Source organism: Pseudomonas californiensis (assembly GCF_021147775.1).
Taxonomy (GTDB): domain Bacteria; phylum Pseudomonadota; class Gammaproteobacteria; order Pseudomonadales; family Pseudomonadaceae; genus Aquipseudomonas; species Aquipseudomonas californiensis.
In genome coordinates this window covers 18,124-40,783 of record NZ_JAGTPK010000008.1, presented here as the reverse complement: position 1 = coordinate 40,783, position 22,660 = coordinate 18,124, and the positions used below count along the sequence as shown (strand labels likewise).

At 58.8% G+C, this 22,660-nt stretch carries 22 protein-coding genes; 14 read left to right on the top strand and 8 right to left on the bottom strand.

Annotation, left to right across the window (positions count from 1 at the left end; translation table 11 throughout):
- Positions 1-31: 31 nt before the first annotated feature.
- Positions 32-5,662 carry an AvrE-family type 3 secretion system effector gene (locus tag KDX37_RS09750; RefSeq protein ID WP_231652493.1) on the bottom strand — a complete coding sequence of 1,877 codons (5,631 nt, stop codon included), beginning with the start codon at positions 5,660-5,662 and terminating at the stop codon, positions 32-34.
- 192 nt (positions 5,663-5,854) lie between these two features.
- Here KDX37_RS09750 and KDX37_RS09745 point away from each other — a divergent pair, with 192 nt between their 5' ends.
- The 14 genes from KDX37_RS09745 to KDX37_RS09680 all read left to right on the top strand — a co-directional run bounded on the left by KDX37_RS09745 (position 5,855) and on the right by KDX37_RS09680 (position 17,635).
- On the top strand, positions 5,855-7,450 hold the full coding sequence (locus KDX37_RS09745) for a transglycosylase SLT domain-containing protein (RefSeq protein ID WP_231652492.1): 1,596 nt from the start codon (positions 5,855-5,857) through the stop codon (positions 7,448-7,450).
- A gap of 1,075 nt (positions 7,451-8,525) precedes the next feature.
- The gene (locus KDX37_RS09740) at positions 8,526-9,458 is read left to right on the top strand and encodes a sigma 54-interacting transcriptional regulator (protein ID WP_231652491.1); all 933 of its coding nucleotides are present in this window, start codon (positions 8,526-8,528) and stop codon (positions 9,456-9,458) included.
- A gap of 53 nt (positions 9,459-9,511) precedes the next feature.
- Complete coding sequence (locus tag KDX37_RS09735; protein WP_231652490.1) at positions 9,512-10,420, top strand: sigma 54-interacting transcriptional regulator; 909 nt, start codon at positions 9,512-9,514, stop codon at positions 10,418-10,420.
- Between the two features lie 93 nt (positions 10,421-10,513).
- Complete coding sequence (locus tag KDX37_RS09730; protein WP_231652489.1) at positions 10,514-10,828, top strand: hypothetical protein; 315 nt, start codon at positions 10,514-10,516, stop codon at positions 10,826-10,828.
- Between the two features lie 53 nt (positions 10,829-10,881).
- Entirely contained in the window at positions 10,882-11,898 is a 1,017-nt protein-coding gene (hrpZ, locus tag KDX37_RS09725; protein ID WP_231652488.1) for a type III secretion system effector HrpZ, read from the top strand.
- A 27-nt stretch (positions 11,899-11,925) separates the two neighbouring features.
- Positions 11,926-12,300: a type III secretion system inner rod subunit SctI gene (gene sctI / locus KDX37_RS09720; RefSeq protein ID WP_231652487.1), complete on the top strand. Its 375-nt coding sequence runs from the start codon at positions 11,926-11,928 to the stop codon at positions 12,298-12,300.
- A gap of 9 nt (positions 12,301-12,309) precedes the next feature.
- Positions 12,310-13,113 carry a type III secretion system inner membrane ring lipoprotein SctJ gene (gene sctJ / locus KDX37_RS09715; protein ID WP_231652486.1) on the top strand — a complete coding sequence of 268 codons (804 nt, stop codon included), beginning with the start codon at positions 12,310-12,312 and terminating at the stop codon, positions 13,111-13,113.
- A complete protein-coding gene (locus tag KDX37_RS09710) occupies positions 13,110-13,640 on the top strand; it encodes a type III secretion protein (protein ID WP_231652485.1) in 531 nt (176 codons plus the stop codon). Before sctJ ends, KDX37_RS09710 begins: the two co-directional genes overlap by 4 nt.
- Before the next feature lie 34 nt (positions 13,641-13,674).
- The gene (gene sctL, locus KDX37_RS09705; protein WP_231652484.1) at positions 13,675-14,256 is read left to right on the top strand and encodes a type III secretion system stator protein SctL; all 582 of its coding nucleotides are present in this window, start codon (positions 13,675-13,677) and stop codon (positions 14,254-14,256) included.
- Positions 14,257-14,338: 82 nt separating this feature from the next.
- On the top strand, positions 14,339-14,563 hold the full coding sequence (locus KDX37_RS09700) for a type III secretion protein HrpF (RefSeq protein ID WP_231652483.1): 225 nt from the start codon (positions 14,339-14,341) through the stop codon (positions 14,561-14,563).
- On the top strand, positions 14,550-14,981 hold the full coding sequence (locus KDX37_RS09695) for a type III secretion system chaperone (protein WP_231652635.1): 432 nt from the start codon (positions 14,550-14,552) through the stop codon (positions 14,979-14,981). Before KDX37_RS09700 ends, KDX37_RS09695 begins: the two co-directional genes overlap by 14 nt.
- 1 nt (position 14,982) lies before the next feature.
- Complete coding sequence (gene sctC, locus KDX37_RS09690) at positions 14,983-17,085, top strand: type III secretion system outer membrane ring subunit SctC (RefSeq protein WP_231652482.1); 2,103 nt, start codon at positions 14,983-14,985, stop codon at positions 17,083-17,085.
- Complete coding sequence (hrpT, locus tag KDX37_RS09685; RefSeq protein WP_231652481.1) at positions 17,082-17,285, top strand: HrpT family type III secretion system protein; 204 nt, start codon at positions 17,082-17,084, stop codon at positions 17,283-17,285. The genes sctC and hrpT overlap by 4 nt, the downstream gene beginning before the upstream one ends.
- Before the next feature lie 2 nt (positions 17,286-17,287).
- Positions 17,288-17,635, top strand: a complete 348-nt coding sequence (locus KDX37_RS09680) for a type III secretion protein HrpV (protein ID WP_231652480.1) — start codon at positions 17,288-17,290, stop codon at positions 17,633-17,635.
- 469 nt (positions 17,636-18,104) lie between these two features.
- Here the strand turns inward: KDX37_RS09680 and sctU are convergent, their stop codons facing one another.
- Genes sctU through KDX37_RS09645 form a run of 7 tightly spaced genes read right to left on the bottom strand, consistent with a single transcriptional unit; the run spans position 18,105 to position 22,657 of the window.
- Complete coding sequence (gene sctU / locus KDX37_RS09675) at positions 18,105-19,184, bottom strand: type III secretion system export apparatus subunit SctU (protein WP_231652479.1); 1,080 nt, start codon at positions 19,182-19,184, stop codon at positions 18,105-18,107.
- Complete coding sequence (gene sctT / locus KDX37_RS09670) at positions 19,181-19,975, bottom strand: type III secretion system export apparatus subunit SctT (RefSeq protein WP_231652478.1); 795 nt, start codon at positions 19,973-19,975, stop codon at positions 19,181-19,183. The genes sctU and sctT overlap by 4 nt, the downstream gene beginning before the upstream one ends.
- Positions 19,976-20,242 carry a type III secretion system export apparatus subunit SctS gene (sctS, locus tag KDX37_RS09665; protein WP_003339811.1) on the bottom strand — a complete coding sequence of 89 codons (267 nt, stop codon included), beginning with the start codon at positions 20,240-20,242 and terminating at the stop codon, positions 19,976-19,978.
- 7 nt (positions 20,243-20,249) lie between these two features.
- Positions 20,250-20,903 carry a type III secretion system export apparatus subunit SctR gene (sctR, locus tag KDX37_RS09660; protein WP_231652477.1) on the bottom strand — a complete coding sequence of 218 codons (654 nt, stop codon included), beginning with the start codon at positions 20,901-20,903 and terminating at the stop codon, positions 20,250-20,252.
- The gene (locus KDX37_RS09655; RefSeq protein ID WP_231652476.1) at positions 20,900-21,343 is read right to left on the bottom strand and encodes a FliM/FliN family flagellar motor switch protein; all 444 of its coding nucleotides are present in this window, start codon (positions 21,341-21,343) and stop codon (positions 20,900-20,902) included. Before KDX37_RS09655 ends, sctR begins: the two co-directional genes overlap by 4 nt.
- Positions 21,336-22,049, bottom strand: a complete 714-nt coding sequence (locus KDX37_RS09650; protein ID WP_231652475.1) for a type III secretion system protein — start codon at positions 22,047-22,049, stop codon at positions 21,336-21,338. The genes KDX37_RS09655 and KDX37_RS09650 overlap by 8 nt, the downstream gene beginning before the upstream one ends.
- Positions 22,046-22,657 carry a type III secretion system HrpP C-terminal domain-containing protein gene (locus tag KDX37_RS09645; RefSeq protein WP_319941685.1) on the bottom strand — a complete coding sequence of 204 codons (612 nt, stop codon included), beginning with the start codon at positions 22,655-22,657 and terminating at the stop codon, positions 22,046-22,048. The genes KDX37_RS09650 and KDX37_RS09645 overlap by 4 nt, the downstream gene beginning before the upstream one ends.
- Positions 22,658-22,660 lie beyond the last annotated feature (3 nt).

Here is a 22,660-nt window from a genome sequence, read left to right as displayed (position 1 = left end):
CATGAAGCGGCGCTTTTCTTTGGTCTGCGTTTCAGCTTTTGAGCTCGAAGCCTTGCTGCTTGAGCAGATCCGCCGCCTCTTTCAGCGCTTCGGACGGCCGTGACAGCTCACCGTCGAACGTATAGCCAATGGGCATATCCTGGTCTTCGCCATAAACGAAGTTGATCCGCCCTAGGGTTTTGGTGATGTTCAATGTCGCGCCACTGTTGTAGCTGACCAACGGTGTCGGGGAGGTGAAGTCTTCCGACTGGGTAGCCGTGTGGAACACCACCAGGCGCTTGATGCGCATTTTATTGCGGTCACCCAGCAAGGCAGACAGATCACCCTGCGTCATGCTGCCCTCGCGACTGCCTTCATCGATCTCATCAAGCAATGAGTCCTTGGGCTCCAGGCGTACGCGTGCCAAGGTACCGTCGCTGCCCTGCATGGCCTTGATCAGGGCACTGAGTTTGGGATCCTGGCGCATCAGTTCGGCAACCCTTTTTGCGTTGCCGGGCGCGCTGGCCTCTCTCACACTGCTCATTATCTTGGTGAGAATACTTTCGCTGTCCAGGCCAGAGAGATCGGTCTTGCTCGTCTCGAAGCGCGCATTGTCCAGCACACTGTGGTTTTTGGCCGAGGCGTCGTCTTGAACCCTGGCCCGCTTCAAGCCACGTAGCGCTTTGTATTGGTCGTCATTTTGCGACTGTTTACCGTCGAACAGCTCGCAAAGCCCTTCGAGGTGAGCCTGGATGGCTGCTTGCGGAGTTTTGCCGGCATAACGTTCGTCCAGAGGATCGGCCAGTTTCGCCAGGCTGGCTGTCGTGGCAGCGTCTTTGAATGCGGCCCCGAGACTGGTGGACAGTTTGTCCACGCTTTTGCGGGTCATGGGGGTCGCCACGTTGTAGCGGAACTTGACCCTTTTGACGGTCCTGCGATCGATCGTCAGGTTAGCGGTAGTGCCCAGATTATTGGCGGCCGACTGAGTGGCCGGTGTGGTACCTGGCGCCGAGGCAGGCGTTGAATGGGCATGAGTGCCGCTGAGCTGAGCGCGGGCCTGTGCACCCACTGCGAGGGTGTTGAGGAAGCGCGGACGGTTTTTCCCGCCTTCACGCAGTTCCGTCTTGTCATTTTTCTGGGTCAGAGAGTAGTCGGTGTACGTCAGCAGGTTGACGGTCACGTTGGCGGCTACACCGAGCCGCGCCACCGCGGAAAAAGGTGTACTGCCTGAATCGGACAGCTCGAAGCCTGCGCGGAACTCTGCCGTACCGCCTGCGATAACGTCAAAGTTGAACCGACGACTCTCGATGGCTTCATGGTCCACGGCTTTCTTGAGCACCTGCAACGGGTTGAGTTTGCCCTCGAACAGGTCATCGACGAACCCGTCGATGTCTTCATCTGCGACAGTAAAGACCACGCCGCTACGCTGACTGCCGGCTGCGGTGGCTGTCAACTCGCCGCCAAGGCGCAGGTTGGGGAGCAGGTTATGCTTGTTGCCGAGGTAGACACTGCCTCTCGGGTTTTTCTCGTCGAAAAACCCAGGCCAGTAATCCTTGCCTGCACCCACGCCACCACTGAGGTTGCCTGCCATTTCACTCATCAGATACAGAGTGATTCCCCCTTCACCGCGCTCGGCATTGAGGATGTAGTTGCGGTTGCTGGTAGTCCCGGCGGTTGGCCATGGCCCCGTGACCTTGTCGGCAAGAATGGCGAATGGCGAGGTGACATTGAGCCCGTAGCTACGCACCAGGCCGATTTCGTCGTCGCCATGTTCCAGTTGCTTGAGCATCGATTTGAACGTGCTGGCCAACTGAGCCTGATCTTTGCTGCCCGTTGCCGCCCGCATGTTGACGCTCACCGCGTGATCGGACTTCTTGAACGATTTCAGGAACGTTTTCACCGAGTCGTAGGCGCTTTCAAGCGCCGCGTTGTCAGTGAAGCCCATGTCGGTGGCGAGCTTGATCGGATTCTCACCGTATACGTCATCGCGCAATGTACTCAGTCTTTTCTGCATCACGGACATATCGCTCTGAGGGGTAAGCAGCTCAGCCTGGTCCAGCAGGTCGCCCAGCTTCTTCAGTGTCACCAGGTCCAGCGCAAGACGCGCTTTGGTCAAGCCCTGATCCTCGCCGGCATCGCGGCGCTGCCCCAGTGGAATGTCGGCCTTCTGGTGCGATATCTTCACACCGTTGTCCTTCAGTTCCTTGAGGATTTTACCGGTCGGGTTATCCGCCGAGGGCGCCACTCTCGCAAGTGCGTTTTCAAGCTCCGCAATCAGGTCATGCCCGGAGCTCTTGTAGTTCAACGCCGAGCCAAGCTCGGCCAGGCGTTTGCCAAGTCCCGTACGCGCTGACGGTTTTGCCACTTCCCCAAGCTGGTTGAGAGCGCCGTCCTGCTGGCCGAGATTCTTCAGCGTGCCGTAACTTTTGCCGATCGACGTCAGTGCAGTCGTGCTGTGTTTCTCCAGATCGTCGCGCAGTGCTTCCAGCTCCTTGACCAGCGTTGCGCCCGCAGGTCCGAGGTTCAGCCGGGCGATGCGCGCCTTGAGGTCATTGCCTGGCGTCGGGTTTGTGCCGGCGGTTTCATGGATCAGTTCAAGTTGCTTGAACACGATCGACTCTTGCTTGTAGAGCGCTTTCAAACCCTCACGGCCGTGGTAACGATGCTGCAGATGGTTGCCGACGTTCTTTGTCCAGCGAGGCGTGAAACCGGAGCTTTTCCAGATATTGGACGCTATGAATTCACGAGTACTGGCGGGTTTGCTTTTCTCCATCCCGCCGCGTCCAAGGGTGTTGACCTCCTGTCTGACCGTCAGCCCGGTACCTGGAATGCGCCAGGTTTTCTGGGAGCGCTTGATTCGGCTGTGCACATCGTTCAAGCCATTCTCTTCCACGGGACGCTGGGTGAACGGCTCCCACTTCCCGTTCTTCAGCCGCATCAGCCCCTGATCCGGTGCATCCTCGATCTGCGCGCTCAGCAGGTTGTCATCGTTGCTGTAAAGGGCTTTGAGGGGCTGGCCGCCGGGCGTGGGCACCTCAGTCCATCTGGCTTGCAATTGCTCGCCCAGTGTCTTGGCCTGCCAGCCTTCTTTGGGCAGGCAAAAAAGCCCGCCGGTGCTGGTGTGTGCGTACAGGTTGTGCTTCTCGTCCAGTGCCAGGGTATTGACAGTGCCCTGCAGACCGGGCGCATCCAGCTCGATCGGCTTGCCGTCCTTGCGATGGGCGGTCAGCACATTCTGGTCGTCGACTGCGACGAATCGCTCGGCGTTGACCATGGCGAAGGCGGTGATCACCCGGTCTTCGAGGCCCTCGATTTCCTTGCCTATTTCAACCTTGGTCGATCGAGCCGTCTGGGCCAGCGCCGAGTGAGGGCCAAAGGCAATGCTGGGATGTTCGGGAGTGACGGTCAGTTTGAGCAGTTTGCCGCCCATGAGCGCGTACGCATTACTGTCAGCCCCGCGCTGCAGACGGTCTACGTCTTTGATCCCGGCGTCTTTCCAGCACTGTGGCGTGGCGTCCCAGCGCTGCACACGACCTTCGCTGAGGCCCACCAGCCCGGACCGGTCAAGGTTGAGCCGGTCTGCCGGCGCCGGTGCTGTGGCCCCGTTGAGTCCGCTGGTCTTGTCCAGCGCCAGGGCGTCAGTGAGGTTCCAGCCTTTTTCAAGGGATGCATTCTGTTCGTCGAGTGAGTGGGTATGAACCTCACCCTGGCGGTTTTTGATCAAGGCATGCACACGGCCGTTTTCGCCGCTGATAAACCCAGTGACGACGTTGTGTCCACCCAATGGCTGGTTATTGATCCGATAACCGTCCTGTTCAGGCTCAAGCGTCACTGACTCCCGATCACGGGCCAGATCGCTGCGCAGTACGCTATACAGTCGGCCTTGTGTGTCCGCAACAAACAAACGATCAGCGCTTAACCCGACAGCTGCCGCCTGCGCCTGACCGCCGCCCAGCACGAGCGTTCGGGCGCGCATGGGGACAGTGGCGTCTGGCTTCAGGTCAGCCATCAGCACGGTTTGAGCATCATCACCCCCCAACAGGGCGGCGGTGCCGTCCGAGGCGATTGAAAAGGACTTCAGGTCATTGATTTGTGCAGTCGATTTCAGCCCGGTTGACAGGGCGCCGACGGTGTCTCCTACCTGGGCGTAGATAACACCGTTACCTCCAATCGCCAGTGATTTGCATGGCACTTCCTGACCATTTTCAGCCACCTTCCACTGATCCTTTGTCGAATCGAAAGTATTAAGCTGTCCATCGTGCAGCCGCAGGCGACCCACGTCGGGGTGCTGGTAGACACCGGTTATATGGCTTATGGCCGCCTTGGGTGGCGGTTCTTGGGTCAGAATCACCTGACCCGCATTGGCAGGGGCCCGGCTGGTGACCAGCGATGTGGCGCCTTCTGCGACGTGACTCATCTGCTGGCTGCTGCGCAGCACCACCAGAGAGGTCTCGTTCTGGGTCAGCTGCAAAAGATGGCCGCTGGACTCAAGCAGCAGGTGGTGTTCGTCACCGGGTTTGCTCTGAACGGCGGTGTAGGTCTGTTTCGATGTGGCGAGGATGTCGGTCAGTAACGGCGCGAGGCCGGGTGTGGTGAAGGTAGAAAAGTCGGGCTTGCCTTTTGCGTTCAGCGTGACGGAACCCTGAGGTCGTGTGGTGCGAACCAGATTGTCATCCTGTTGGGCAAAGCGCCCGCCGTTATTACGTTGCAAGGTCGGCCCTCCGGGGGGAGGAGGCAGTTCGCTCGCTCCGCTGGCCGGATTGCTGAGGCGACTGGTCAAGGTGCGATCGGACTGCCCCAGTGCCCCTTGCGGTGATTCAAATCGTCCACCGGCAGTCACCAGCCTGGACTCGTCAAACGGAGGCGGGTCGGTGTCATTGCCGGCAGTGCCGGAGCTGCTTGCCTCGTTCGGCTCCAGCAAGAGCGGGGCCTTGCCCAGCCTCTGGTTGACGGGGGGACGGCGGGTTCGGGCGTCGCTGTCGGGCGGGTTTTGTGTGTCCTGCGAAAGGGGCTCGTGAGACGGTCTGCTGGTGCGCATCAGCGTGTCTTGCTGCCGGGTGAAACGGCCGCCATTACTGCGGCGCAAAGAAGGTTGCTCAGAGGACGGCTCATCCGCTTCGCTGTTCGCGTGAAGGGTATCGGTGGCCGGGGGATGGGTGTTACGCACCAGCGTGTCTTGCTGCTGGGTGAAACGTCCGCCGTTACTGCGCTGCAACGAAGGTTGCTCAGAGGACGGCTCTTCCGCTTCACTGTTCGAGTGGCGGGTGTCACCAGCTGGTCGATCTGTTGGATCTGATCGCTGCAACGACCGGTTCAGTCCATCGGCGCCTTGCAGGCGGCTCCCGGGATTGCGGGTCTGACGCGCTGCATCCCTTGCAGCCTGCTCATCTGACGGCTTCTTTGATGCCGAGGCCGAGGCCGAGGCCGAGGCCGAGGTAGAGGTAGAGGTAGAGCTGACAGCGGCCTGTGTGGGTTTCTTTGATTTCTGGAAAAGCTTGCCGACACTCTTGGCCATTCTTTTGCCAATGCTGCCCAGCGAATGAGAGGCGCGCTGGGTTGCAGGTTCAGTTCTTTGTCTCAGGTTGCTGGTGCTGCTGGAGGCCGCAGCGGGGTCTGGCTGCACGGTGTGTCCGGTCGTCCGGTTGATCGAGGGTGCCAGCACGTCATAACTCCCTAATTCCATGTGTGCTCGTCAGAGCTTGCGTCCACTAAAAATCCTTTAAGTGACTGAGTGTCGTCATCGGGCAATCGGTTCCTGGGCTTTATTGCGGCTGAAATGATTCAGCATTGAAGCTGCGCGTTGGGTTTAAGCCCGTTCAGGGAACCGAAACGGGGGAGGTGCCACGTAGGAGGACACGATCAGGACATCCCGCTCATGCCAGCCTCCTTCACACTTGCGCGCAGTCATTCGCTTGCCCGCGCGATCCAGATCGCAACGTTTGCCTTGGGTTCGCTGTGCGCAGGTTGCCAGTCGGTGGACTATTCCCAGCCGCATTCGGAACGCACGCCACGGTTGGTTGCTGGCCTGAACTTTTGGTCAGATGCCCCCGAGCCGAGTCCGCGTACGGCGCACGTGGTCAGCGATTTGCCGCCCTTCACCGGCGACGATGTCTGGCGTCGCGTCGCTGAGCGCTGCACGTTGGTCACGGGCCAGGAGGCCAATGAGCGGATCCAGCGCCAGCGCGACTGGCTGCTTGGCAATCGAGGTTTTTTGCGTGGCGCCAGCGAGCGGGCAAGCCCCTATCTGCACTTCATTGTGGAGCGCCTGGACGAACGCCGCATGCCGATGGAGCTGGCGCTGCTGCCGATGATCGAAAGCGCGTATAACCCGATGGCCAACTCGTCGGCCGCCGCAGCAGGTCTGTGGCAGTTCATTCCGTCCACGGGGCGGGATTTCAATCTTCACCAGAGTGCCGCTTATGACGCGCGTCGTGATGTGGTCGCCTCAAGCAAGGCGGCCATGGACTACCTGACTCGTCTGCACGACCAGTTCGATAACGACTGGCTTCTGGCGCTGGCAGCCTATAACTCGGGGGAGGGTACGGTCAGTCGCGCCATCGCAGCCAATCGTCGGCGGGGTTTACCCGCTGATTACTGGCATTTGTCACTGCCCAAGGAAACTCAGGATTACGTTCCACGCCTGCTGGCACTTTCAATGCTGGTGCGCGACCCCGATGCTTACGGGGTAAAGCTGACACCCGTGGCCAACACGCCTTATTTCGATGTGGTAGAGCTGAATCGTTCGGTGGATCTCACCCAGCTTGCGGCCACCGCAGGTGTGGACGAAGGCCAACTGCTGAGGCTGAACTCTGCATTCGTGCGTAAAAAAACCCTGGATGGGCCCGGTCGCCTGCTGATACCCAAGGCTCAGCGGCAAGTGCTGACAGCAGGCATCACCCGGATTACGGGCGAATCTCCGATAATCCCGGCTGCGCTGCAGAGTACGCAAGAGCGAATCGCCGAGCGTACGTCTGCCCCCGAGGCACCGCCGAAAGTCCCGGCCCCGATACGTGAGCCTGTCGTCAGTGCAGCCAGGCCTGTGCAAGTCGCTGCGCGCGCGCCAGTGCCAGTTCCGGTTGAGACACCGGTATCCGTTCCGGCTCGTGATCCGGTTCCTGCAACGGCTGCCTCCGTTCAAGTGGCTGAAACAACGCCTCAGACCGCTCAACCTGCGCAGGCGACCTCACCGCAGTCGCCTCAACCTGTTCAGCCCATGGCGATCGCATCGGTATCAGGCGCCGATGCAGCGGTTCATTCGGCCTCGGCCAGCGAGACAGCTGCAAAAAGCCATTTAGTTGAAGCATTGGCTGACGTAAATCGACCGTCTGTCGCCAAACCGACGCGCATCATCGAGACATTTGAAGACCGTTCGTCGCCTCGCAAGCGTGATGACAGCGAATATCGGAGCGGTCCCCGTGAGCTGCCGACAGGTCCAAGGGTGGTGGTCTACGCCAGCGATCCACGCCAGTAACCTCGGTTTTAATGCCGTGCTCAGTTGAAAACCCCTGAAAAGCGCGCCTTTTTGGTGCTTTTTCTCGTTTTGTTTTTGCTGGTAATTATTTTGGGCCTGTGTGCGTGACCCGATTTCTGATCCGTTATTAAAAATAGACAGGCAGGTCGCCATACTTTTTTGCTCATTCGGGCAGCGATATTTGTATGAACTTCCTTGCTCCTTTGTAGGTGAATCTTTACACACATTTTGAAACACCATGAGTGATGATGCGATATCACTGGCATTTATGGAACCATATTTCCTGAATCGATGTTCGAATGAGGCGTCGCGTTTTGCGCTGAATCATTTCCGCCGGTTATTTTTCTTCGACGTTATGTATCCATTTGCTCTCCCGGCCGACCGTTCGGATTGCCGAATGTAATGATGGCCTATTGTTATCATTTTTGATGCTTGGAAACCGGGGATTGGAGCCGGGTTTTTCACTCGACGCCTTTGTCGTTCGGAAATCCGAATTGAATCGATACTCGATTGCCGTCAACGCTGCCTACTGTTAGCAGGCGCTTCGCTTATTGAATAACGTGTGAAGTATCGTTAATAAAGCGTGTGCGGTTTAGTGTAAGTGGCGTGTGATTAATAAAACTAACGGGTCCATGAAAGTTCTCGGGTAGCCCTGCGGAAGTTTCAAACTTTCTCTGAGGCATGCATTTCGGTCTTGATAAGTTTTGCTGCCTGATCATTTGTTCAAAAAAAACGCGGCCGGTGTGTGCAATCGAAAACGGCTTTGGAAAGACTGTTTCAGGTGCTCTGGACATTTTGACCCTTCGTGCGCTGGCCTTTACGCCCGTTTTAGAGGCAAAGCGTACTGTTCAAGGCGCATCGGGGTCGTCAGGCGTTGGTAATCGCCAGGCGCCCAGGGCGCTTCTTCGGGAAGACCCAACCCCCCTCTTCGAGCCTTTATATGATGATGGTACTTTGACGGTAAATCTCAACTTTGTGATATTTTTCTCATTCGTCAGGGAACTAAATTTTTATATGTGCTCGATGTGGAGCGTGGTATTAGTATTTCTCTTGCCACTCACAGTGAGGGTCATCGATGAGCACAGACATTAATACGGACGTTCGAGAACGTTGGGGTGTTACTGCATTGTCGGCGGGTCAGAAAGTAGCAATGAATGGTGCATTCCTGGATATGGATTTGCTGTTGTGCGGCGAGACCGGCACCGGCAAAGATACCTTGGCCAACGGCATTCATGAGCTTTCCAGCCGCTCCGGGCCTTTTGTGGGCATGAACTGCGCAGCCATCCCTGAATCACTGGCCGAAAGCCAGCTGTTCGGTGTGGTCAGCGGGGCCTTCACAGGCGTTTGCCGGGCACGCGAGGGCTACATCGAAGCGTCCAGTGGCGGCACGTTGTACCTGGATGAAATCGACAGCATGCCTGTCAGCCTTCAGGCCAAGCTGCTGCGGGTGCTGGAGTGCCGTGGCATTGAGCGCCTGGGCTCTACCGAGTTCATTCCGGTGGATCTGCGCGTGATTGCCTCGGCCCAGCGGCCTCTGGATGAACTGGTGGAACAAGGACTATTCCGTCGCGACCTGTATTTTCGGCTCAACGCGCTGACGCTTCATTTGCCAGCCTTGCGCACCCGTCGTGAACAGATATTGCCGTTGTTCGACCAGTTCACCCAGGCCATCGCGGCCCAATTCGGCCGGCCTGCTCCAGTTCTGGACAGCAGACGCGTGCAACTGCTGCTCAGCCACGACTGGTCCGGCAATATCCGCGAGTTGAAATCAGCGGCCAAGCGCTTCGTGTTGGGCTTTCCCTTGTTGGGTACCGAGCAGTTGGAAGCCCGCGACCCTGACACAGGTCTGCGCACGCAGCTGCGTGTGATCGAAAAAAGGCTCATTCAGGATGCCTTCAAGCGCCACAGGCACAACGTCGACGCCGTGCTTCAGGAGCTCGAACTCCCGAGACGCACCTTGTACCACCGCATGAAAGAGCTGGGGGTGCCGGCGCATACCGCCGTGTAACCCGCAATCCCGTTCGCTTGTATTTGCGCAATGATGCTGTGTAGGGGCAATGGATGACTGTTCACGACGGATTCGATGATGATCTGGACCACGAACGTGTTCCGAATCTGGGAATCGTAGCGGAAAGTATTTCGCAGCTGGGGATCGACGTGTTGCTGTCTGGAGAAACCGGTACGGGCAAGGACACGATCGCCAAGCGTATCCATCAGATGTCTGGCCGCAAAGGGCGACTGGTGGCGATGAATTGCGCGGCCATTCCCGAGTCCCTGGCAGAGAGCGAGTTGTTCGGGGTGGTCAGTGGCGCGTTTACCGGCGCAGATCGCTCCCGCGTCGGCTACATCGAGGCAGCCCAGGGCGGCACGTTGTACCTGGATGAGATCGACAGCATGCCGCTCAATCTCCAGGTCAAGCTGTTGCGCGTGCTGGAAACCCGTGCGGTGGAGAGATTGGGGTCCACCTCTCCGATCAAGCTGGATGTGTGTGTGATTGCCTCGGCACAGAGCTCTCTCGACGATGCGGTCGAGCAGGGACGCTTTCGTCGTGACCTGTATTTCCGGCTCAATGTGCTGACGCTTCAGTTGCCGCCACTGCGTTCTCAGCGCGAGCGCATCGTGCCGCTGTTCATGCGGTTCGCGACCGCTATCGCCAGTGAACTTGAGGTGCCTGTGCCGACGGTCTGCCCCTTGTTGCAGCAGGTGCTTATGGAGCATGAGTGGCCCGGCAATATCCGTGAGCTCAAGGCCGCAGCGAAGCGCTTCGTGCTGGGTCTGTCATTGCTGGGGCTGGAACCGCCGAATGAACATCATGCGGGTGCTGGTCTGAAATCGCAGCTGCGAGCCATCGAGAAAGCCTTGATTCAAGACGCCCTCAAGCGTCACCGCAATTGCGTCGATGCGGTGAGCGCAGAGCTCGACATGCCACGTCGCACGCTCTACCGACGTATCAAGGAACTGCAGATCTGATTTTTTTTGCGCAGGTGCTGGAACCGATTTGCTGACCGCTGCCACCTAGTTGTACCAAGCAATCACGCTGGTTATTCGACGAGGTATCAAGCTATGCCACTTTCTAGCGTTTTAAACAAAGCTATCAACACTGTCGGTAGCGGCGCTCAAACGATCAACAGCAGCAAGAGCTCTATCGACCGTAACACCGCCCTGGTCAAGAACACCGGCAGCACTGACAGCATCGACGCAACGCGTGACACAATCAAAAGCGGTGACAAGAAAAGCGCCGAGCTGGACACCACCGCAGACAGCGAGAACGGCCTGCTGCGTGAGTCAAGCATGCTGGCAGGTTTCGAAGACAAGAAAGAAGCACTCTCCAACCAGATCGTCGCCAGTAAGATCCGGAACTCGGTCGTCCAGTTCTGATTGTTCTGAACGCCCCTTCACCATGAAGGGGCAGCTACTTCGAGGAGGGTGTGATGCAGAGTCTCAGTCTTAACAGTTCACTGCAAAGCCCGACGATGGCGCTGGTTCTGATACGTCCCGAGGCGCCTGCCGAGAGCACGTCGAGCAAGGCGCTTCAGGACGTCATCGCTCAGTTGGCTCAAGACCTGACCCAGAATGGTCAGTTGGACCAGAGCTCGCCACTGGGCAAGATGCTCGCCAAAGTCATGGATGCCATGGGGACCACCGGCGGCGGTCTTGAGGATATCAAGGCGGCTCTGGACAAGCTTATCCACGAGAAGCTGGGTGACAATTTTGGCGCCTCGGCCGACACCTTTGGTGCCGGTAACTCATCGGGTGCAGGTCAGTCCGGCCTGATGACTCAGGTGCTGAACGGTCTTGCCAAGTCGGCGCTGGACGAACTGTTGTCCCAGCAAGGCAACGGGACCAGCTTTTCCAAGGACGATATGCCGATGCTGGAAAAGATCGCGCAGTTCATGGACGACAATCCTGCCGCATTTCCGGCCCCCGATTCAGGTTCGTGGACCAAGGAACTCACCGAGGACAACTTCCTGGATGCCAATGAAACGGCTCAATTTCGTTCGGCTCTGGACGTCATCGGTCAGCAGTTGGCCACTCAGCCGAACGAGGCCAGCGGCGGCAGTGGTTTGGGTGGCTCTTCGATTTCGCCGGAAAACCAGGACGTCGACCCTGCTTCCTATTTCACGCCTGATCCGCAAAAGGCCGAGAACACCAGCCTTGGGCAATTGGTAGGCGAAATGGTAGACCGCGGCCTGGAGTCGATGCTGTCCGGCGGAGGATTGGGCACCCCCAGCCCAGCGGCACAACCCGCCAATTCAACAAGCGGCAATACCTCAGGTGTCGACCTGGGTCAATTGCTGGATGGCCTCTTCGAAAAAGGGCTTGAAGCATCGCTTGCAGGCAGCGTCACGGCCAATGTCGGCGGTGACATGAAGAAGGGGGCCGAGCTGATCGCAGCAGCGATCGTCGAGACCCTGCTGCAAAGTCGACAAAGCCAGGCTGTTGCCTGATTCGCATCCGCCTGGAGGAGAGTTCACGTGACCATTTCCCATCTCAGTAACGTCAAAAGCCTTTCGTCGGATCTTGGGCAGGATGGGCCTCAGGGCCTCGTGTCCGAGCCGGCCCAGGCGGATGTCGATTTCTTTACCGCTGCGATGCAGCCAGACAAGGTGCCCGGCGGCGCACCGCTGTCCGAGCACATCGCCAGCGCGATTTCCGGGAGCCTTGGCGAAACCGACAAAATATCCCAGCAAGCCATGCGGTCCATGAAAAAGGCTTCAAACACCGGTGATGCCATGGACATTGCGGCGATGACCAGAACATTGTCGCAATGTTCTCTGCAAACGGCGTTTGCGACCAAGGTGGTAAGCAAAACGGCGCAAGCACTCGATAAGCTGACCAACCTGCAGTAGAGGTCTTGTGTGAAATTTCTCAGTGCAGGCTTGCTGCTGTGCATCCTCATGCTTGGCGGGTGTAGTAACGAAACCGATCTGTTTACCGGTATGTCCGAACAGGACTCCAATGAGGTGGTTGCGCGCCTGGCTGATCAGCATATCGATGCGCGCAAGCGCATGGAGAAGTCAGGTGTAGTGGTCACGGTGGCCACCAGCGACATGAACCGTGCAGTACGCGTCCTGGACGCTGCTGGCTTGCCACGTCAGTCGCGTACCAGCCTGGGCGAGATCTTCAAGAAGGAGGGCGTGATCTCCACGCCCCTCGAAGAGCGTGCACGCTATATCTACGCGCTCTCTCAGGAACTCGAAGCGACGCTCTCGCAGATCGATGGGGTGATCGTGGCCAGGGTTCACGTGGTCCTGCCGGAACGTATTGCGCCCGGTGAACCTGTTCAACCTGCGTCGGCGGCGGTGTTTATCAAGCACTCCTCGATCCTTGATCCTGACAGCGTGCGTGGGCGCATCCAGCAGATGGTGGCCAGCAGTATTCCTGGCATGTCCGGTCAGTCGGCCGATTCGAAGAAGTTTTCGATCGTCTTCGTGCCCGCCACAGAATTTCAGGAAACCACTGAATGGGTCAGCTTCGGGCCTTTCAAACTCGACAGCGCTAACCTGCCGTTCTGGAACCTGATGCTCTGGCTTGTCCCCGTTGCGATCGCGGTGCTGCTGCTCATCGTCACGCTGCTGTTGCGCGGTGACTGGCGCGCTGCGGTGCTGCGACGCATCGGCCTGGGCGGTCGCGGCCGTTCGAATCTGCCGGCACGCACATGACCGGTCTCACCGCCGAAGACCTTTGGGTGCAATGGTGGTGCAACCCCTGGCGGTGGGCTCATCCGGGCTGGCAGAGCCGGTTTGCCGAGCCGCAGGGGCTGTCGGTACAGGCCTGCGACACATTGATGAGCAGCCGTCACAACGCGTTTTTGCAAATCGCAGGAATAGCGCCCAGCCAACCCCCCGAACCTGTCGAGCCGGTGCTGCGCTGGATCGCGATGGACCCCTCACAACAGCAGCGGGCGCTGGCTCTGGCGCAGCTCATCTGCTTCGCTCAGACCGAAACCGCAGGCCCGGATGGGCAGTGGTGCTGGGCGCTGACCAAGGCGCTGCGGCCGGGTGTCTGGCTGGACTGCGACAAGTGCGATGCGCGGCCCTTGCTCGGCGCCTGGCTGGGGCTTGAGTTCTGGTCACGGTTACGTTTGGCATGGCCGCCCGGTGAGGTCGCCGACTATCCGTGCCAGGCCCCTGACAACAAGTTGCAGACGTTGTGGCAGGCCATCATGTGGCGTGTCACCGCGAACTGAACACTTTCGCGTATTACCCGTGCCGGAGTTTCCCATGCTAGCCAAACGCAGTATTGCTCTTTCGGCCGCGACGCTGTTGCCTGAACCGATCCTGCGCCGCGAAGAGATCGCCGACAGCCTGTTGGCACAGAACATCCTGGCCGATGCGCAGGCACAGGTCAGTCAGATGCTGGCCCGTCAGCAAGAGGAAGGGGATCGTCTTCGTGAGCAGGCGCTGGCTGAGTTCTGGACATCTGCCAATGTGTTTCTGATTGAGCTCAAGGCCCAGCGCGAATCCTTGCAGCGACAAGCGATGGAGGCCGTCGAGCAGCTACTGACCGAGTCGCTCAAGCATTTGCTCGATGAGACGTCGCTCGCCGAGCGCGCTCGGGCGCTTGTCAAAAATCTTGCGGCCAGTCAGCTCAACGAGTCGGTAGCCACGCTGAGCGTCCATCCGGATATCGCTGATACCGTTGCCGAGTGGTTGGCGCAGAGTCGCTTTGCCGAATATTGGCAGCTCAAACGTGATGCTTTGATTGCCACCGAAAGCTTGCGTCTGAGCGACGCCAATGGTGCGTTCGATGTCGACTGGGCCACGCTGCGTAACGGTTTGATGGGCAGTCAGCCTTCTAATTGAGTGACCTTTACCGGCAAAAATGGAACCGCTCTGTGCCTTTGCTCCACTCAAGGTTTGAACCTTTCTGCTGGAGTATCAGGACATGATAAGTTTCAAGTCGCTGCAAAATAACCTCGACAACACGCTCACCCGTGCCCTGTCCAACGTGGACGACGTACTGGAAGACGGCAACGGTCATTTTACCGCCGACGATATCGATGCCTTCGGTGAGGCGAGCCAGCAGGCTGCCGTCAGCTCTAACGTTGCTGACCAGTGCCAGCAAGCCAGTTACAAACTGACCAAAAATGTCATTGATGGATTTCAGTGATTTCACCGAGGTCGTCGGCCAGTGGTGCGAACTGCGGCCGTGGACCCCGTTCGACTGCTGGATAGATGACGCCAACGCGCGTCTGGCTGTGGTCGGCGACGGCATCCGCTGCAGTATCGAGCTGCTCGACCCCTACGACGCCAATGATCCGCAGCGGCTCGATGCACTGCTCAGTCAGGGGGGCGCGAGCCTGGCCTGCGCCTGTGAGGGTGCGTTCGGCATCGATCCGCAGACCCGTTGTGTAGTCCTGGTCAGCTGGATGCCCAACCCGTGCACCGTCAACGACCTGCTCAATCGCCTCGAAAGCCTGGCCAATCAGCGCGCAGCCTTGCTGAGCCTGATGCAGACCTCTATTGGAAACACCGCGCTCGCCGCCTTCGGGCGAACAACCCTCAATTACCGGCAACCTGGAGTGTGACATGCGCAAGGCCTTGATGTGGTTGCCTTTATTGTTGATAGGGATAGCCTCTCCAACGTGGGCGGCTACCCCTGAAGCCTGGAAACATACGGCCTACGCCTACGATGCCCGCCAGACTGAGCTGGGCACGGCGCTGGCCGACTTTGCCAAAGAATTCGGAATGGCGCTGGACATGACGCCAGTGACGGGAACGCTCGACGGTCGTATCCGGGCCCAGACCCCCGAAGACTTTCTTGAGCGGCTTGCCCAGGAGTATCACTTCCAGTGGTTTGTCTATAACGACACGCTGTACATCAGCCCGGCCAGCGAGCGCACCTCGGCACGCATCGAGGTGTCATCCGATGCAGTAGACGATCTGCAGACTGCGCTGACCGATGTCGGTCTGCTGGACAAACGTTTTGGTTGGGGCGTGCTGCCGAACGAAGGCGTTGTCCTGGTTCGAGGCCCTGTGAAGTACGTCGACCTTGTGCGCGATTACAGCAAGAAGGTCGACTCGCCGGAGAAAGGCGAAAAGCAGGATGTGGTGGTCTTTCCTCTCAAATACGCCAACGCGGCTGATCGCACCATTCGCTATCGTGATCAACAGCTGGTGGTGGCCGGGGTCGCCAGTATTCTTCAGGACCTGTTGGACACTCGTTCCCGAGGTGATTCCATCAATGGCATCAACTTGTTGGGACGCGGCAGCGCGGGCGGCGGTTTTTCCGGCGGCGGCAGCTCGGGTGTGCCGAGCCTGCCTTACAACATGGATGCCAACGGCATCGATACTGGCGCGCTCCAGCAGGGGTTGGATCGGGTGCTGAGTTATGGCAGCAAAAAACCTGAAAAAGGCAAATCTGGTGGACGCGTGAACATCCGGGTGAGCTCCGATGTACGCAATAACGCGGTGTTGATCTATGACTTGCCCGAGCGCAAGCCGATGTATGAAAAACTGATCAAGGAACTGGACATCCCGCGCAATCTGATCGAAATCGATGCGGTGATTCTCGACATTGATCGCAACGAATTGGCGGAGCTGTCCAGTCGCTGGAACTTCAATCGTGGCAACGTCAGTGGTGGCGCCAACCTGTTCGATGCGGGCACCAGTTCGACGCTATTTATTCAGAACGCCAGCAAATTCTCGGCCGAACTGCACGCGCTGGAAGGCAAGGGCTCGGCGTCTGTCATTGGTAACCCGTCTATCCTGACCCTGGAAAACCAGCCGGCTGTCATCGATTTCAGTCGCACTGAATACCTGACTGCAACCTCCGAGCGGGTGGCGACAATCGAGCCCATCACGGCAGGCACCAGTCTGCAGGTGATACCGCGCTCGCTGGATCATGACGGAAAACCTCAGGTGCAACTGATCATCGACATCGAAGACGGTCAGATCGACGTTTCGGACATCAATGATCAACAGCCAAGCGTGCGCAAAGGTAACGTCAGCACTCAAGCGGTCATCGCCGAGCACGGCTCGCTGGTGGTCGGTGGTTTCCATGGGCTGGAAACCAACGACAAGGTGCACAAGATTCCGCTGCTGGGCGACATTCCCTACATCGGCAAACTGTTGTTCCAGTCTCGCACACGTGAGTTGAGCCAGCGTGAACGGCTGTTCATTCTGACGCCGCGCCTGATCGGCGATCAGGTGAACCCTGCGCGTTACGTACAGAACGGCAACCCTCACGATATCGATGACCAGATGAAGACCATCAAGGAGCGCCGTGACGGCGGCGAGCTGCCGACCCGTGGCGATGTCCAGCAAGTCTTTACCCAGATGGTTGATGGCGTGGCGCCGGTGGGCATGCGCTCCGGGGAAACCCTGCCGTTTGAGACCGACAGTCTGTGCGACCCGGGCGAGGGCCTGGTGCTCGATCAGAAACGCTCACAGTGGTTCGTCAAGAAAGACTGGGGTGTTGCGGTAGTGGTGGCGCGAAACACTACAGACAAACCGGTCCGTATCGATGAAAGCCGATGCGGCGGGCGCTGGGTCATCGGCGTGGCGGCCTGGCCTCATGCCTGGGTGCAGCCGGGCCAGGAGAGCGAGATCTATATCGCCGTTCGCCAACCTCAGATATCGAAGATGGCCAAGGAAAGTCGACCTTCGCTGCTTAAGGGAGTCACACCATGAAAAGCCGTAGCGTTGTTCTGTTGCTCGTTATGTTCGCGACCCTGACAGGTTGCGCCACTCACGGCTGTGCAGGTTATGCCTGCAAACGTCCGGACTCCAGTAACCGTGAACTGGTTATCTGGTGGCCGCAGGATATGCGTCAGGGCGTGGATGAGCGTGATAACGAGCGGGACTATACCGTTGTGCAGTTAAAGGATTAGAAATGATTGAGGTAACTGAAAAAGTGGCGTTCTACACTCAGGTCGCCTCCCAAAGTCCCGCTGTCTGGCCAGTGGCCAATGGAGTGGCTTTCGTCAGTCGTCGCGAACACCATGACTGGGGCATTGCGCTGCACATCGAAGGCCGGGCGCTGCGCCCGGAGCAACTCAGAGAAGCACTGCAACTCCGGTTTTCAGAAGCAGAGCGCTTCAGTAACTATTTTCTGTTTCTGGACGTGCAGCGCGATTTTGTCGTGTGGCATGCGGTCAGTGATGCGCCGAACTCAGTCACCAACCTGGACGACATTCGACGGCACGAGTTGATACTGGCAGGGCTGGATCATCTGGCTTAGGCCGGTATCGCTTGACTCTGCGCCAACGCAGCCCGCGCCGCTTCCGTCTTCACGGAAGCGGTTTTTTTGGGCGCGCTACTTTCTGCTTCTTACTTCCCATTTCTCACGCAACACATGACTGACCAGAGCTGGCAGGGCCTTTCCCGTCCCGCGGGATGAGCCTTGATGTCTGCGCTGGCTGGCGGTCTTGTCCCTATTGCTGGCGTATAACGTTCTTGCCGGGGGTCAGGTGGCAGCAAGCTCGCAGCCTTTCATTGAGCCAGAAAGCATGCGTGCCTCAACGCTCTGGGTTTTCAGGTGTCTGTCAGTCTGCTGCGCTTGCAAGGACCGGCATGCTGGCTCCAGCCACAGGCACCGCGTGCTTCAGCCTCGAACGGCTTGTCGGCGGCGGTTGGATCGGGGGGAGAGGGGAGAGGGGAGAGGGGATAATAAAGCAGGCCAGTGAGTCAGGCCGCCATCAATGCGGTGCTTACAGCTCGACTTCGACCTGGATCACTTCGTCGGTAACCTCATCCAGCTGTCTGACGATTTTGTAGATGTGTCCGACGGCCGTCAGGGTAGGGCGGGGGATGTAGCGGCCGACGTTGACCCTGAACAGGGTTCGCGTCAGCCAGATGCTTTGCACCACGGGAATGCCAGCTTTCCTGGCGCGTGCGATCAGCGCCAGGGCGTCTTCGTCTTCAGCTTTGCAGTGGATCAACGGCAATGGTGTCTCACCCGGACGGTAATAGAGCGCAACCGCGTAATGCGTCGGGTTGATCAACAGCATGTCGGCGTCTTCCACCGGTTTGGGCGCAGCAGAGGGTTCCTGGTTGAGAATCTCATGAGAAAGCTGCCGACGGTGGCCCTTGACGTGGGGGTCGCCTTCGGACTGCTTGTACTCCTTCTTGATATCCTCATGGCTCATGCGCAGCTTTTTCGCGTGGAAGTATTTCTGCAAGGCGAAGTCAACCATTGCGATCACCAGAAGCAGCCCCAGTATCACCCGCATGATGTGCCTGAACAGCTCAAGCAGCGCATGCCAATACGTGCCCAGGTCGCTATTGGCCAGCAAGACCAGCGCACCCAGTGACGGTTTGACCTGCGTGTAAAGCGTCGCAGAAATGGCGACGGCCTTGAGAATGCTGGTCAGCAGGGTGGTGAGGTTCTGCGCCGAAAACAACTGTTTGGCGTGGGAAAAGGGGTTGATCTTGTTGATGTCGATTTTCAGTGCCTTGGGTGCAAACAGAAAGCCGATCTGCATCCAACTGCTGAGCAGCCGCATGAGCATGGCAAGGCCGACGCTGCACAGGGTAAAGCTCAGCAGCACTGAAAACCCTTCGCTGGCGATCAGTTCGACTGATGCTGCGAAGGAGCGGTCGATGCCTTTGAACGAAAGCGCGAGCAATGCTTTCAACTGCTCCACGCTCTGGTCGGCCAGGCCCAGAGTCACTTCACTGACCGCCATCAACACCATCAGCTTGCCCAGGTCCTGACTCTGTCCGACCTGGCCCTTTTCCCGTGCATCACGTATCTGCTTGGGCGTGGCCTTTTCGGTTTTTTCGCTCACGGCACTTGCACCAGGTGAATGAGCAGCGTCTTCAGGTCAGCCAGTTGCTGGATCTGACCGTTACCCAGTTCGAGCAATGTCGGCATGTAAACCAGCAGAAATGCCAGACCGGCCATGCTCTTGGCCGGCATGGACAGCACCGATACGTTCAGTTGCTGGGCATACAGACCGATAATCGCAAACGCCGCTTCGATCATCAGCAACAGGGCAATAAAGGGCGCGGCGTATAGCAGCATGTGCTGCATGGTCTGGTTCAACTGTTCAAGAAAGATATCCAGGCCATCGGCGTTCATGCCCGGCATCCAGGCGGTCGGTGGCCAGAGCGTGTAGCTGTCCCAGATGACTTGGGTGATCAGCGATAGCCCGCCGGTGAGAATGACCAGCATCACCAGGGTTTCCTGGAACAGTTCCCCGAGCGGGGTCGCATCAGGCCCCAGCGAGGGGTTCAACTGACCGCCGCTGAGCGCGCCGCGCTGACTGTCGAGCAAGGCACCGACCGAGGCGAACATCCAGAAGGGTGCATACAGTAACAGCCCCATCAGTGTGCCCAGTACCGCCTCCTTGATCAGCAGCCCGCCGATTGCAAACCAGTTATCGTGCAGTGTGCCTAGCGCACGGCTGATGGCGGGCGCCGGGATCAGTGCAACCGCCGCCACCACGGCATAGCGCAACGGCCCTTTGAGGTATTTGAAACAAAAGGCTGGCACCAGCAACATGCACGGCACCAGGCGCGCCATGGCCAGCGCCATGCCCAGCATTAGCTCGAATATGTATTGCGCGTCAAAGGGCATCTAATGACTGACCCCGGACCGTGCGATCAGGTCGAAGGCCATGTTGATGAACTGGATCAGCTCAACGCCGATCCAGCGGCCGGTCATGGCCAGCGTCAGGCCTACCGCGCCCAGTTTGATGCCAAAGGGCAGGGTCTGGTCCTGGATCTGCATCAAGGCCTGCAGCAAAGACGTGACCACACCGACCAGCACCGCAACTGCCAACGGCGGTGCCGTGAGAATAACGACCAGAAACATGCCTTGCTTGAACAGTGCCAACGCTTCCATGACTGCCTCACATATACGAATAGAACAGGCTGTCGAGAAGCCGCGACCAGCCCGACACCAGTACGAACAGCAGCAGCTTGAGCGGCAGTGACAGGGTCATGGGCGAGACCATCTGCATGCCCAGTGCCAGCAGCAGGTTGGACACGATCAGGTCAATCACGATGAACGGGATATAGATCAGAAAACCGATCTCGAACCCGGCCTGCAATTCCGACATGACGAACGCCGGGATCGCCAGCAGCAGGTCTTCTTTGGTCGCCTGATCGGCCATTTCCTTCGGCCACATTCGCTGGGTATTTTCCAGCAGATGAGCGACCACGTCCGGGTCGGTGTTACGGGTCATGAAGCGTTGCAGTGGCTCGATGACGGTGCGCAGGCTGGTTTGCAGTTTTTCGGCGCTGCCCAGTTCCAGTGGGTGTTCGTGTACACGCTGCTGGATATCGTGTGCGACCGGCGCCATGACGAACATTGTGGCTGCCAGGGCGATGCCATACAGCGCCATGTTGGGCGGTACTTGTTGAACGCCGATGGCGTTTCGCGTGATCAGCAGGGTCATGGCAATTTTCAGGAATGCCGTGCAGACGATCAACAGGAACGGGATCAGCGATAACGAGCCCAGAAACAGCGCGAGCAGGATCGGGTTGACCCCCTCCATGATCATGGCTGAGTCACCATTCGTGTGATCTGCAGGCCCAGTCTGCCATCGACGTCCACCAGCTCGCCTTCGGCCACGACCCGCTCACCGTGGCACAGCGTGGCATAGCCTGGCGCGATGCCGGCCACTTCCAGAACCGTTCCGGCGTCCAGACGTCGCAGCTCGCCGAGGGTGAGTTTGAGTTGGCCGCAACGCAGCGTCAGCTCCAATTCCAGGCTTTCAAACGCGGCCCGGTCAGGCGGTGCTTCGCTTGCTACGGCCTGTTGCGCTTGTTGGTCCTCCAGTTCCCCTTCCTGGTGATCTTCGTCGGCGCCTGCCCAATGCTGTTGGTTATGATCGTCAGCGTTAAAGGCGTGATCATGTTCGTCACGGTCCGCGTAGTCCGTTGCACGCTCGTCGTCTTCCAGGGTGTCTACATCATCCTGGTACAGATCTTCATTACTCATGGTGAGCATGCTCCTCGTGGCTGAGCCGCAGAAATAGTTGGTGATCCTGACTGCCAGCATGGGCTGCCCATTGGCGCCCACCGAGGGCAAGGCGGCCTTGTCCTGCGCTGTCGAACTGGCAATGGGCGGGCAGAAGTACGTCGCCCGGTCGCAGGGAGGCGAGCTGATCCAGGGTCAGCGCCAACTGACCAACGATCAATGGCGTGGTCACGGACCAGGCGTCATCGACCGGCCGCTTGCAGGCTGTCCAGGGCGCGCAGGCGAACAGCCTGAGCAACGTTTCAGGCGCGCAGTGCAGGTGAGCGTGCAGCGACTCTTCGGCAAGACGCACTTGAACCCGGCATCCGAAAAGTGTCGGCGCAGGACCGTCGGCCAGTGGCCCGATCGGTGCCAGCACTGCGGCAATCGAGGGGCTTAAACGTTGATTGAAAAACTGCCAGTACCAGCCTTGTTGCTCCCCGCTCAGCGTCAGCGGGGCGTCGCCCAACAGGCTCAGCACCGCCTCGGCGTCGTCCAGACACAAGGGGCCGACTGCAGTCGTCAGCCAGACACCCTTGATTGGCGTATCGCTGTCTGCTACCAGCGGCAACAGACTCAATTCGCCTTTCTGGCCCTGGGCTTCAAACGTCAATCGCTGACCAGCGCCCAGCTCACGGGTCGCCCTGGCTGGCAGTGGGTCGACCTTGCGCAGACGTAACGCGCTCATGCTGCGAGGTCCTCGTGCAAATGCAGGTCGACGTCATGCCCCATGGCGAGCGCCAGCGCGTCACGGCAGGCACCCGTGCGGCCTTGAAGCCGCTTGAGCACGTCGCGCCGGTTGAACCCCAACTGAATGTTCCATCGGGCTTCAGACTTTTCGGCATTGACCCGCACCTGGCCCAGGTTGGGCATCAGCAGGGTAAAATTGAGCGGCCCGGCAGGCTGGTCCGGTAACCGTTGCGCGACTTCATCAATCAGTTGCGCGGGCACCGGCTCTGTGGTCCCGGAGAAGTCCAGGTTGCTTCCGGCAAAGCTTTGTTGGTCGGGTTCCTCGCTCACCGATGGCACCAGCAGTTGGGAGAAGAACAGCCCGTCGGCGTTCATTGATTCGTCTTCGACGGACCTCCTTGATGTCGAGCGGCCCGATTGCCAGTCGCTGCGTCCGGTGCCGGCGGCCCCGGTGCGCTTTTCATTCATCCCTGCCGATGCACGATCAAATGTCAGGGGACGCCGAGCCGGCAGCGGCGCGGGTGCCTTGTGCTCATCGTGTTCTGGATGTTCGGCGGCGGGCGGTGTTGGCTGTGGCTTTGGTGCGTGTTTGATCGGAATGGGCATCGG